Genomic DNA, 12,168 nt, shown 5'->3' on the forward strand with positions numbered 1-12,168 from the left:
AGAGAGTAAGCTACTCAATTCAACCTCACTCGCCAGCTTGCTTTCGCTGTCTGCCGTGTCAGTGGATGCGCATTATAGGGAGATTGAGAAAGTCCGCAAGGGCTTTTTAAATGAAAAAAGATCGCATGGCGATCTTTTAAACAATAACGATTCTTTTCTATGCAAAGTGCCGATTAATTGGGCTTTTCACGGCCTTTATCAATAAAACCTTGGATTAATGAGACAGCTTTTGCGTCATCCCAATCGACAAAAGATCGCACAAACGCAATGAGCTGACCGTCTTGATCTAGGATAAAGGTGGCAGGAATAGTATCAAGTGGAAATACTTGTCCTAGGTTTTGCTCAGGATCGTAATATGAGTTAAACCCTGTCATCCCAAGTGTGTTCAAAAACGATTGCACCTGTTGTTTACCTTCGGCATCGATGGATATTGGTAACAGCGCAAAGTCTTCCGCTTTAAACTTAGTTGCCAATCTCTCAATCGCAGGCAGCTCTCTTACACAGGGTGGACACCAAGTTGCCCACATGTTCACCATGATGACTTTACCTTTGTAGTGGCTGAAGTCGATGGCTTTGCCATCGACATCATTAAAGACTACGGGTTTGATAGGGAATGTCTTAGGCAATACATTGATCAGATCGACCGTTGACTCTATCGGTTTAGTTGCCTGCTGCATGCCTGGGTAAGCGTAAACACTACCACCAGCAAATAGCGATACGCAGGATAGAATCAATGCAGTCGCTAATGTATGTTTCATTTGTTATCACGCTTGAGTAACACATCCAACGCCTTTTGATCCTCGGCGCTGATTTCCTGCGGGGCATTACCACCAATACGTTGCTTACGAATAAAGACAAAACCGATAAGTAACCCGAATAGCAATAGGGCAACGGGGCCTAACCAGAGAATGTAGGTTTTAGTCTCCATTTTGGGTTTATAGAGTACAAACTCACCATAGCGGCTGGTCATAAACTCGATGATCTCCTCATCTCCTTTACCTTCATCAACCATCTTAAAGACTTCAAGACGCAAATCTCGGGCAACGGGAGAATTAGAATCGATCAAGTTTTGATTTTGACACTGTGGACAACGCAGTTCATGGGCCAAAGACAAACCACGCTTTTGATTTTCAGATGTTTTGAATTCGTAAGTATCGACTGGTGTTGCCATGACGGCGGTCGTCATGCTGAACAACAGCACTAGACCACCGATGAGTTTTGTCAGCATTTTCATGATGCGCCATCCTTCACTGCTTCAGCTTGTAATTGTTGGATCATTGGGTACAGGGTTTCACTCCATACACGCTGATCGATTGGACCGGCATAGCGATAGCGAATAATACCATTATGATCAACAACAAAACTTTCAGGTGCACCATAAACACCAAGATCTAACCCTAAACGACCATCTTTATCATAAATATTGACGTTATAGGGATCGCCTTGGCGCCGTAACTCTTCCAATGCGGGAGCACGTTCATCGCGATAGTTAATTCCATATATTGGCAGAAGATTTTTACGTTTTAACATCACTAAGAAAGGATGCTCATATTTACAAGATGGGCACCAAGTCGCCCACACATTGAGTAATGACACTTTACCTTTCAATTGCTCGTTCGTAATCATCTCAGCAGGTGTTTCGAGACGTTCTAGTTGGAAAGCCGGAACCGGCTTTCCTTCTAGGGCTGAATCCAGTTGCTGTGGATTCAAGAATAATCCTTTATATAAAAACACCCCCATGACGAGAAATATGACCAATGGGATAAACAGAACCAACTTCTTCATACATTCCCCAACTATTGAACCGTTGCCAATTTCACTTTACCAGCTTGCGGCTTAACAACTTCAGCAACTTTTGAGCGATATCGCTTATCCGATGCCGCAAAGAAACCGCCGATCATCATAAAAATTGCCCCGAACCATAACCAACGAACGAAGGGCTTGTAGTTTAAACGTACCGCAAACTCAGTGCTGCTGATGGGATCACCCATAGTCACATACAAATCGCGGAACAGACCCCAATCGATACCGGCTTCGGTCATATCCATAGTACGGACATTGTATTGGCGACGGTCAGGCTTGAGTAATGTCAGCAGTTTATCACCCTTATAAATCTCTATCTGACCTTGCTGTGCGGTGTAGTTAGGACCGACAACATTCTTAGTTTCAAGGTATTTAAAGGTGTAACCCGCCAATTCTTGACTGATACCAGGGCCCATACGAACACTTTTCTCAATCGAGTAATTGGACACCATAGTGGCGCCAATCACAGAAACCGCAATGCCTAAGTGGGCGAGGATCATGCCGAGTTGACTGCGCCCCATACGAGCCATGCTCACATCGCCGTCTTTGGGTTTAACAATGTTATAGGCCGCCCTTGCTGTCGCTAGAACAATCCATGTCGCGGCAGCGATGCCACAGGCAACCCATGCATTAAAGGCACCATCAATAATGAATGGCATCACAACGCCAATTGCAATTGAAATGAGTGCTGGCAGCAGTAACTGACGTTTCAGCTCACCCGCTTTGGATTTTTTCCAACGAATGATTGGACCTACACCCATAAAGGCAAACAGCACAAGTACGATAGGCACAAATACAGCGTTGAAGTATGGAGGTCCAACAGAGATCTTGCCCATACCTAAGGCATCGATCAGCAGTGGATATAAGGTTCCCAACAGTACAGTGCCCGCTGCAACCGTCAGTAACACGTTACAGACTAACAGCATGGTTTCTTTTGATTTCAGCTCGAAGCGTGCAGGGCTGCTCATTTCGCTGGCACGGAAAGCAAACAGCGTTAACGAACCACCGATAGCTAAACCCAGCAGTAATAGGATAAACATACCGCGGCTTGGATCCGCTGCGAATGAATGCACTGAGGTCAACACCCCAGAACGCACAATAAAGGTACCGAGTAAACTTAAAGAGAAGGCGAAGATAGACAGCAATACAGTCCAGTTACGGAAAGCGCCGCGTTTCTCGGTCACAATCAAGGAGTGAACCAGCGCAGTACCGACTAACCAAGGCATAAAGGAGGCATTTTCCACTGGGTCCCAGAACCACCAGCCACCCCAACCTAATTCGTAATATGCCCACCAAGAACCTAGTGCGATACCGCCAGTGAGGAAGATCCAAGCGGCCAATGTCCAAGGACGTGACCAACGAGCCCAGGCTGAATCCAAACGACCACTCATTAAGGCTGCAATCGCAAAGGCAAAACTCACCGAGAAACCCACATAACCTAAGTACAGCATAGGTGGATGGAAGATTAATCCCACATCCTGCAGCATAGGGTTTAAGTCACGCCCCTCTGCTGGCATAGGAAATAAACGCTCAAATGGGCTCGATGTGAGCAACATAAATAAGCTAAAGCCAATCACAATCAGTGCCAACACCGCCAGTACACGGGCAGTGAACACTTCTTCTAAGCCTTTACTGAATAAAGCGACTGAGGCGGCCCAAGTGGATAACGCAAACACCCAGAACAGCAGAGACCCTTCATGACCGCCCCATACGGCCGCAATCTTAAAGAAGATAGGTAACTGTGAATTAGAGTGATGTGCCACATAGGCCACGGAGAAGTCATCAACGGCGAAGCTGTAACCAAGTGATATCACAGATAAAGTGATAAAGAAGAACATTCCATAGGTTAACGGCCAAGCATATCTCACTAAATATTGATCTTTACGGGCAACACCTATTAGGGGAACGCTGATTAATAAGAAGGCAAATGCCACTCCTATTATCAACGAAAAGTGTCCAAGTTCTGGGATCATGGGTTTTCCTCAGTCTCTAATAATATGTTGATTTAGAAAGATTCTAGACCAACGCACAACATGCTGTTCACGCAAACGCACGAAATTTTGCTCATTTTAGTATTTGCTATTGTTCCTGTCTGCCTCTTTCGTACAAAACTGGGTGACTTGTCTCATTCTCAATTTTTGAGGTAAATAAAAGTCATATAAGGCCCACAGTTCTGGATGTGACAGATAGATGAGCCTTAAGTTTCATACAAATTTGACAAGAAGGATCAATTTGTGAACCAGTGCCCAACTATAAGCTTTCAGGGTTGTGAATACCTTATATTACTGTTCAATGAATAATCTTTACGTATAATCTTGCTTCCAAGCCGGCGGTAACACCGCTTTTATGCAAACTAAAGTGAATATAGAAACAATGACAACATTTTGGATTTTTATTGCGCTTGTTGTGTTAGTCAGCCTAACGCTGATTTGGATCCCGCATTTCAGACAACAAAAACTATTACGCACAGAAGAGGCCGGCGTGCGTAGACAAACGAACCTCGAACTGTTTAATGAACGTTTGGCGACTTTTGAAAAAGAGCTTAGCGAAGAATTACTGGATCAAGCCGAGTTCGATGCCTTAAAGAAAGAGCTGGAAATCAGCTTGCTGCAAGATATCAAACAAGCGGGTGATGATTCCCTGGTAAATCAAATCAAGCCCAAAACCATTCTCTGGCCATCATTAATGTCGATATGTTTGATTGCCATCTCGGGTTACCTCTATCAACATTTAGGTGCCTTCCAAAACATAGGTAATGCCCAACCCGCCAATCCCCATGCAGGCATGGATGCGGCGCAAATCATGGCACAACGCGTACAAATGATGGAAACTCAGGTTCAAGCAGAGCCTGAGAACAGTCAAGCATGGTTTAGCCTAGGTCACGCCTATATCTCTGCAAATCAATTCGATAAAGCCATTGCCGCATTCGATAAAGTGATGGAGCTAGTCGGAAAACATGCCGAATTATTAGGCCCTAAAGCAACGGCCATGTATTACAAAGCAGGCCAGCAAATGACACCGCAAATCCAAGCGCTCATCGATGAATCCTTAGCGATGGATGCCCAGGATCCTTCAACGCTATTGCTTGTGGGTATGGATGCCTTTTTCACGGCAGATTACCAAAAAGCGATCACCTCGTGGCAAACCATTCTCGACAGTGATCGTACCGATGTCGATCGCGCCGCCTTGATGGAAGCTATCGAAACCGCTAATTTGCGGATGAAAGCTGAAACTGCGGGTATGCCAAACGATGACGCGCACAAACTAGCGAAGACTACGACCAAATCGGTGAGCATAGCTATCTCGATTTCCCCCGAACTTGCAGCCAAGGCCAGCCCCGAAGATACGATATTTATATTTGCACGCGCCACCGAAGGGCCAAAGATCCCGCTAGCGGCCACTAAAGTCAGTGCTAAATCTTTACCAGTAACGGTGACTTTAGATGACAGCACGGGTATGGGAGGCGATGTAAAGCTCAGTCAAGCAACCAATGTAGAAGTTATTGCGGTATTATCTAAACATGGCAATATCAAACCTCAAGCGGGTGATATTCAAGGTAAAATCAGTAAAGTTGCCGTAGGTGAAAGTGCCAGCCTCATCTTAGATACTCAAGTACAATAATGTACGCCCCTTAATGTATTAAGCCTCAATAGCTTTATTGCAGATATAAAAAAACCGGCTTACGCCGGTTTTTTTAACACTGAAAAAATTACTGAGCTTTAGACATAAACTCAATAGCTGCTTTGTAATCTTCATCAGTACAATCAGTGCACATACCACCTGGTGGCATAGCGTTTAGGCCAGTTTTCACACTGTGCAATAGAGTATCAATACCCTTAGCTAAACGTGGTTCCCATTCTGCAGCGTTATGTGCTTTTGGCGCACCAGCAACACCCATGCTGTGGCATACGGTACATGCCTTGTTGAAAATAGCTTCAGCTTCTTGAGCTGACACGTTGATCGACATAGTCAAAGCAGCGACTGCAGTCATTGCTAACAGTTTTTTCATGTTCAATGTTCCTAATGCAAATACGTACAAAGCTCGACGCTGCCCTTCGAGGCAGACTCATAGTAGCGGACTAAGGTTACTACAAACTTCAATAAATCTCATCTTTTTGTGATTAGAATCTCAGCGTAAATCTTATCAGGCGACAAGCGTGACAAATTCGTTAATATATTAGCAAGTCGTAAAAAAGTTCGATAAATATTGCGGTTATTGGAACCACATCAAATTGCTGACATCTAGTACAAAGCAAGTGTAAACCCCCCAATAACGTTTGTGTTAGAATCACTTGTGTTTCCTTCCGGCTTGAGATAGAGGGTTCAGTGACAAATATAACTTTAGTAAACACACTGGTATCAGCGAGCAAGCTGACATGTATCCGCGAAGAACGTATCCTGTTTGATGAGTTAAGCTTTGAAATTAATGCTGGTGACTTAGTCCAAATTGAAGGACCTAATGGCGCGGGCAAAACCAGCTTACTGCGCATTTTGGCCGGCCTTTCACGCCCCTATGCGGGACAAACCTATTATCTCAATGAAGATATCAACAGCTGCCGCGATGAGTACAATGAAGACTTGTTGTATTTAGGCCATCTTGCCGGAGTAAAGTGCGAATTAACAGCCGAAGAAAACCTTAATTTCAATTTAAGAATCAGTGGTTATGATGATTTTGATACGGCTTCAATTTTAGCCAAAGTCAACTTAACTGGCTTTGAAGAAGCGCTCGCAGGACATTTATCCGCTGGCCAGCACCGTAGAACCGCCTTAGCGCGACTCTGGCACAATAACAGTAGAATTTGGATCCTCGACGAACCTTTTACAGCGATCGATAAAAAAGGGGTTGAAGAACTGGAGCAGTTATTTATCCAACATGCGGATAATGGTGGTTGCGTGCTCCTCACGACTCACCAAGATATGGGCATTATCAAAGATGATAGGCTACGTAAAATTCGTCTAGATTATCGCTTCGTATAAGGTTAAGCATAATGAAAAGAGGCATCAGCTTTACTCAGGCATTTTTTACCTTGCTACAGCGGGATCTTAAAATTGCTATCCGTCACCGCGGCGATATTTTTAACCCGTTATTATTCTTCGTAATGGTCGTGACCTTATTTCCTTTGGGTATCGGGCCTGAGCCACAGATGTTAGCCCGCGTTGCCCCTGGGATAATCTGGGTCGCGGCGTTGCTCGCATCTATGCTCTCGCTTGAACGTTTATTCAAAGCTGACTTTAGTGACGGCAGCTTAGAACAAATGCTCTTGAGCCCACAACCATTAGCCATTCTGGTATTAGCGAAAGTGTTAGCCCACTGGATTTTAACCGGTGTGCCACTGATTATTATCGCGCCACTACTCGCAGTGCTTCTCAATCTTGATAGCAACAGTTACGGTGCCCTCATTGCAACACTCGCCCTCGGGACACCGGTGCTTTCGCTACTTGGCGCTATTGGCGTAGCGTTAACGGTTGGCTTACGCAAAGGCGGAGTGCTCCTCAGCTTGCTTATTTTGCCCCTGTATATTCCAGTGCTCATTTTCGCGACCAGTGCTATAGATGCGGCAGGAATGAATTTACCCTATGATGGTCAGCTCGCTATAATTGGCGCTATGTTGATCGGTTCGTTAACCTTGGCACCTTTTGCAATTGGTGCATCTCTGCGAGTGAGTACTAACTAAAATGTGGAAATGGTTACACCCTTATGCGGATCCTGAGCGCGCATATAAATTATCAGGAACTTTATTTCCTTGGTTTGCTACCTTAGCCTGTCTTTTTATTACCGTGGGTACCGTCTGGGGATTGCTATTTGCCCCGACCGATTACCAACAGGGCGATAGCTACCGCATTATCTTTATCCATGTTCCAGCGGCCTCTATGTCGATGGCCGCCTACATGGGGATGGCGACAGCCGCCTTTATTGGCCTTGTCTGGCAGGTCAAGCTTGCTGACTGGGCAGCGGCTTCCATCGCACCTATTGGTGCAGTCATTACCTTTATTGCGCTCTTCACGGGTGCGGCATGGGGTAAACCTATGTGGGGTACTTGGTGGGTATGGGATGCACGCCTCACCTCTGAATTGGTACTGCTTTTCCTCTATTTAGGTGTGATCTCGCTTTATGCTTCCTTTGAAGACAAAGTACTTGCGGCGCGTGCTGCGGGGATCTTGGCAATCGTAGGGGTAATTAATATCCCAATTATTAAATACTCCGTTGAGTGGTGGAGCTCATTACATCAGCCATCGACCATCAAAATTACCTCTAAATCGACTATGTCGACTGAAATGTTGTATCCACTGTTAATCAATATGTTAGGTTTCGGCCTTATGATAGGCGCCATCACTATCGTGAGGTTTAAGGCAGAGATTTTAGCAAGAAATGGCATGCGCCCTTGGGTACGTGAACTTGCGAAGGCTGAGGAGGTCAAATAATGCAGTTCGATTCAATCAGTGATTTTTTCAACATGGGCGGCTATGCATTCTATGTCTGGCTATCCTACGGTGTGACCTTCTTTTGCCTGTCAACGCTTATCATTACGAGTGCGCGTCAAAAGCGTAAAGTCTTGATTGAGATTGCCAAGAAAATGAACCGAGAAGAGCGCCTTAAAGAAACTAGGAGTACCAAATCGTGAACCCAAGACGCAAAAAGAGACTGACGCTAGCTGTAGCATTAATCGGTGGTGTTGCTGCAATTGCTTCGCTTTTGCTGTATGCGCTGAACTCCAACCTCAACCTGTTCTATACACCCTCTGAAATTGTTCACGGCAAAACTGACACAGGAGTGAAACCCGAAGTAGGACAACGCATTCGTGTCGGCGGTATGGTAACTGTCGGCTCTATGGTCCGCGACCCAAACAGTCTGCATGTACAATTCGCAGTGCACGACTCATTGGGTGGTGAAATCCTAGTGACCTATGATGACCTATTACCCGATCTCTTCCGTGAAGGACAGGGCATTGTCGCCCAGGGTGTGTTAGGCGAAGATGGTAAATTGGCAGCGACCGAAGTATTAGCCAAGCATGATGAGAACTATATGCCACCTGAAGTTGCCGAGGCCATGGGCCAAAAACACGAAAAACTCGATTACAGCCAGCAAAAGACACCGGCGCCTAAGTAATCAATGCTAATTGTAAAAGCCTCTTCGTGAGGCTTTTTTTATCCCTAAATTTCAGCGGCAAAAGCTGAACTATACTAAAAGCAGTTTCCCTCAAGAAAACTGCACATGACCTCTCTCATATCCTGTACCAACCGATCTCTGTTAATGTTTCTGCTTGCATTTTGCGGCAACTTTCCTAACGTCTATGCGGCGAAAATTGTGGTAATAGAAAGTTATCACCAGGGCTATCTGTGGGATAAACAATACTATCAGGCCGTTCTTGATAACCTCACTCCGCAACATGAAGTGAGTTATTTCGAAATGGATACGAAGCGTATACCCAAGAGCCAACATGCTGAACGAGCCGATCGAGCATGGCAATTCATCGAACAACAAAAGCCGCAACTTGTGATCCTCGCTGACGACAATGCCGTTAATTTTCTGCATGAACGCTTAGATATCAGTCAAATCCCAGTGGTCTATCTCGGGGTGAATATGAATCCAAGGGAGTACCATCTAAATGAACATAAACTGTTTACTGGTGTACTTGAAAGACCTTTGCTTAAACGCTCATTAATTCTTATCCATCGGCTTTTACCACAATCACAGCATCGAAAAATATTGGTAATGTTCGACCAAGGCAATACATCAAAGCTGGCGGCCGATTACATTAGCAAACAGCAATCGAGTATGTTGAGCGATATTGAGATTAACATTGTACAACTGAATCGCCTAGAGGAGTGGCAACAACAAGTGCTATCTTCCAAGGAGCAAGGCTATAACGCCATTGTTGTGGCCCTCTATCAAACAGTAAGAGATGCCGATAACCAATCTGTCGACGCTGAACAACTACTTAAATGGATTGCGAAAAATACACCGGTACCCAATTTTGGTTTTTGGGGGTTCAGTGTCTCCGCCGATGGCAACATAGGTGGCTATGTGCTGGATGGCTATCATCACGGCACCATAGCGGCAAAAATGGCAGCGAAAATCCTTGCGGGTGAAAAACCAGAAAACCTTTTTCCGGCAACAGATGATCTAGGGAGATTTATGTTTAGTCGGCGAGGAATTGAGAGATGGCAGATAAATCTACCTAAAGAGATAGAAAAACAAACGCTATGGGTGGATTAGAGACAAGTTAAAGGCATAAAAAAACCGGGCTATTGCCCGGTTTTTTAAATGTGTAACCTTAATTATTCAGCAGCTTCAACATCAACAGCTTGAGCAGCTTCTGGGCGACCAACTAGCTCGATGTAAGCCATAGGGGCTTTATCACCAGCACGTAAACCGCACTTAAGGATACGGGTATAGCCACCAGGACGTTCCTGGTAACGTGGACCCAACTCAGTAAATAACTTACCTACGACTTCAGCGTCGCGAGTACGTGCAAACGCTAAACGACGGTTTGCAACGCTGTCACTCTTAGCAAGTGTTATCAGAGGCTCAACTACGCGACGCAGTTCTTTCGCTTTAGCTACGGTTGTCTTGATGATCTCATGACGAACCAGTGAGCTTGCCATGTTACGGAACATAGCTTGGCGGTGGCTGCTGTTGCGGTTAAGTTGACGACCACTCTTACGATGGCGCATGACCTAATCCTTATAACCTAAATCTGTACAAACCTGAGACTTATAGGTCGTCTGCTAAACTAGCTGGAGGCCAGTTTTCCAAACGCATACCTAACGACAGTCCGCGAGAAGCTAAAACGTCCTTAATTTCAGTAAGAGATTTCTTACCTAAGTTAGGGGTCTTAAGCAGCTCAACTTCAGTGCGCTGTACCAGATCTCCGATGTAATGAATCGCTTCGGCTTTCAAGCAGTTAGCCGAACGTACAGTTAGCTCTAAATCGTCGACAGGACGCAACAGAATCGGATCGAACTCCGGCTTCTCTTCTTTCAATTCTGGCTCAGTCACGTCACGCAGCTCAACAAACGCATCCAGCTGTTCGGCTAAGATGGTTGCAGAACGACGGATAGCTTCCTCAGGATCGATAGTACCGTTAGTGGTCATATCGATAACGAGTTTATCCAAGTCAGTACGCTGTTCAACACGAGCTGCTTCTACATTGTAGGCAATACGTGCGACTGGCGAGAAAGAAGCATCAACCAGCAAACGGCCGATTGGGCGATCATCGTCTTCGGTCTGTGCACGAGCAGATGCTGGCACATAACCACGACCACGCTCAACGCGAATACGCATGCTGATATCATTGTTACCGGTCAAATGACAGATAACATGATCAGGATTCACGATAGTGACATCACCATCATGCGTGATATCTGCTGCGATGACAGGGCCTGCGCCGGACTTGCTCAACGTAAGCATAGCCTCGTCTTTACCCTCGATAGTCACTGCTAACCCTTTCAGGTTTAACAATATCTCAAGGATATCTTCTTGTACGCCTTCCTTACTGCTGTATTCGTGCAGTACACCGTCAATCTCGACTTCGGTAACCGCGCAGCCGGGCATAGACGACAATAGGATGCGACGCAACGCGTTACCTAAAGTGTGGCCGAAACCACGCTCAAGCGGTTCCAGTGTAACCTTGGCACGTGTTGAGTTAACCTGCTCGATATCAACGAGACGCGGTTTAAGAAATTCTGTAACAGAACCCTGCATTGTGTCCTCTCTTGTTTGTTAGCCTTACTTAGAGTAAAGCTCGACGATCAGCTGTTCGTTAATTTCCGCAGACAAATCGCTACGTTCTGGAACGCGCTTGAAAGCACCTTCCATTTTCGCGCTGTCGACTTCAACCCATGTAGGCTTCTCGCGTTGAGCTGCCACTTCTAAAGCCGCTTTGATACGAGCTTGAGTGCGTGACTTCTCGCGGATGCTCACAACATCATTCGCAGACACTTTGAATGACGGAATGTTAACAACACGACCGTTAACCATAATTGATTTATGGCTTACTAGCTGACGTGATTCTGCACGAGTCGCACCGAAGCCCATACGATAAACAACGTTATCTAAACGGGTTTCTAAAAGTTGCAACAGGTTTTCACCAGTGTTGCCTTTCAGACGTGCAGCATCTTTGTAGTAGTTACGGAATTGTTTTTCTAACACACCGTAAATACGACGAACTTTTTGTTTTTCGCGTAACTGCAAACCGTACTCTGACAGACGTGGCTTACGAGCGCCATGTTGTCCAGGTGCAGATTCCAGTTTACACTTTGAATCGATTGCTCTCACACCGCTTTTTAAGAAAAGGTCTGTACCTTCTCGGCGGCTGAGCTTGAGCTTGGGACCCAAGTATCTTGCCATGATCTTTCTCCAAC

General features: G+C 45.5%; 16 protein-coding genes. 8 read left to right on the plus strand and 8 right to left on the minus strand.

The features are described 5' to 3' along the window. Nucleotides 1–205: hypothetical protein (locus COW15_RS08895; protein ID WP_293631873.1), on the plus strand; the 205-nt coding region annotated here is incomplete at its 5' end. On the opposite strand, the gene COW15_RS08900 is transcribed toward COW15_RS08895, so the two are convergent. Genes COW15_RS08900 through COW15_RS08915 form a run of 4 tightly spaced genes read right to left on the minus strand, consistent with a single transcriptional unit; the run spans nucleotide 174 to nucleotide 3,776 of the window. After that, complete coding sequence (locus COW15_RS08900) at nucleotides 174–758, minus strand: TlpA disulfide reductase family protein (RefSeq protein ID WP_293631874.1); 585 nt, start codon at nucleotides 756–758, stop codon at nucleotides 174–176. The two genes, COW15_RS08895 and COW15_RS08900, sit on opposite strands and share 32 nt — an antisense overlap. Further along, nucleotides 755–1,234, minus strand: a complete 480-nt coding sequence (gene nrfF, locus COW15_RS08905; RefSeq protein ID WP_293631875.1) for a heme lyase NrfEFG subunit NrfF — start codon at nucleotides 1,232–1,234, stop codon at nucleotides 755–757. The genes COW15_RS08900 and nrfF overlap by 4 nt, the downstream gene beginning before the upstream one ends. Next, nucleotides 1,231–1,785, minus strand: a complete 555-nt coding sequence (locus COW15_RS08910; RefSeq protein WP_293631876.1) for a DsbE family thiol:disulfide interchange protein — start codon at nucleotides 1,783–1,785, stop codon at nucleotides 1,231–1,233. The genes nrfF and COW15_RS08910 overlap by 4 nt, the downstream gene beginning before the upstream one ends. Before the next feature lie 11 nt (nucleotides 1,786–1,796). Further along, nucleotides 1,797–3,776 carry a heme lyase CcmF/NrfE family subunit gene (locus tag COW15_RS08915; RefSeq protein WP_293631877.1) on the minus strand — a complete coding sequence of 660 codons (1,980 nt, stop codon included), beginning with the start codon at nucleotides 3,774–3,776 and terminating at the stop codon, nucleotides 1,797–1,799. Nucleotides 3,777–4,176: 400 nt separating this feature from the next. On the opposite strand from COW15_RS08915, the gene ccmI reads away from it, so the two are divergent. After that, a complete protein-coding gene (gene ccmI, locus COW15_RS08920) occupies nucleotides 4,177–5,424 on the plus strand; it encodes a c-type cytochrome biogenesis protein CcmI (protein ID WP_293631879.1) in 1,248 nt (415 codons plus the stop codon). 88 nt (nucleotides 5,425–5,512) lie between these two features. Here ccmI and COW15_RS08925 read toward each other — a convergent pair whose 3' ends face one another. Then, nucleotides 5,513–5,812, minus strand: coding sequence for a c-type cytochrome (locus COW15_RS08925; protein WP_293631881.1), 300 nt, complete (start codon nucleotides 5,810–5,812; stop codon nucleotides 5,513–5,515). 317 nt (nucleotides 5,813–6,129) lie between these two features. Between COW15_RS08925 and ccmA the strand changes: the two genes are divergently transcribed. The 6 genes from ccmA to COW15_RS08955 all read left to right on the plus strand — a co-directional run bounded on the left by ccmA (nucleotide 6,130) and on the right by COW15_RS08955 (nucleotide 10,021). Beyond that, nucleotides 6,130–6,780, plus strand: coding sequence for a cytochrome c biogenesis heme-transporting ATPase CcmA (gene ccmA, locus COW15_RS08930; protein ID WP_293631883.1), 651 nt, complete (start codon nucleotides 6,130–6,132; stop codon nucleotides 6,778–6,780). A gap of 11 nt (nucleotides 6,781–6,791) precedes the next feature. Then, nucleotides 6,792–7,478: a heme exporter protein CcmB gene (gene ccmB, locus COW15_RS08935; RefSeq protein ID WP_293631885.1), complete on the plus strand. Its 687-nt coding sequence runs from the start codon at nucleotides 6,792–6,794 to the stop codon at nucleotides 7,476–7,478. A gap of 1 nt (nucleotide 7,479) precedes the next feature. Beyond that, a complete protein-coding gene (locus COW15_RS08940) occupies nucleotides 7,480–8,226 on the plus strand; it encodes a heme ABC transporter permease (RefSeq protein WP_293631887.1) in 747 nt (248 codons plus the stop codon). Continuing rightward, the gene (gene ccmD, locus COW15_RS08945) at nucleotides 8,226–8,426 is read left to right on the plus strand and encodes a heme exporter protein CcmD (protein ID WP_198781930.1); all 201 of its coding nucleotides are present in this window, start codon (nucleotides 8,226–8,228) and stop codon (nucleotides 8,424–8,426) included. The genes COW15_RS08940 and ccmD overlap by 1 nt, the downstream gene beginning before the upstream one ends. Further along, complete coding sequence (ccmE, locus tag COW15_RS08950; RefSeq protein ID WP_007644472.1) at nucleotides 8,423–8,911, plus strand: cytochrome c maturation protein CcmE; 489 nt, start codon at nucleotides 8,423–8,425, stop codon at nucleotides 8,909–8,911. The genes ccmD and ccmE overlap by 4 nt, the downstream gene beginning before the upstream one ends. A gap of 105 nt (nucleotides 8,912–9,016) precedes the next feature. Continuing rightward, nucleotides 9,017–10,021, plus strand: coding sequence for an ABC transporter substrate binding protein (locus COW15_RS08955; RefSeq protein ID WP_293631888.1), 1,005 nt, complete (start codon nucleotides 9,017–9,019; stop codon nucleotides 10,019–10,021). A gap of 62 nt (nucleotides 10,022–10,083) precedes the next feature. Here COW15_RS08955 and rplQ read toward each other — a convergent pair whose 3' ends face one another. The 3 genes from rplQ to rpsD are packed head-to-tail and all read right to left on the minus strand — an operon-like array spanning nucleotide 10,084 to nucleotide 12,154. Next, nucleotides 10,084–10,479 carry a 50S ribosomal protein L17 gene (gene rplQ, locus COW15_RS08960; protein ID WP_007644470.1) on the minus strand — a complete coding sequence of 132 codons (396 nt, stop codon included), beginning with the start codon at nucleotides 10,477–10,479 and terminating at the stop codon, nucleotides 10,084–10,086. Between the two features lie 40 nt (nucleotides 10,480–10,519). Continuing rightward, nucleotides 10,520–11,509, minus strand: a complete 990-nt coding sequence (gene rpoA / locus COW15_RS08965; RefSeq protein ID WP_007644468.1) for a DNA-directed RNA polymerase subunit alpha — start codon at nucleotides 11,507–11,509, stop codon at nucleotides 10,520–10,522. A gap of 24 nt (nucleotides 11,510–11,533) precedes the next feature. Then, complete coding sequence (gene rpsD, locus COW15_RS08970; RefSeq protein WP_198781927.1) at nucleotides 11,534–12,154, minus strand: 30S ribosomal protein S4; 621 nt, start codon at nucleotides 12,152–12,154, stop codon at nucleotides 11,534–11,536. Between the last annotated feature and the right edge of the window lie 14 nt (nucleotides 12,155–12,168).

Origin of the sequence: Shewanella sp. CG12_big_fil_rev_8_21_14_0_65_47_15, from assembly GCF_002783505.1 — a bacterium.
GTDB lineage: Bacteria > Pseudomonadota > Gammaproteobacteria > Enterobacterales > Shewanellaceae > Shewanella.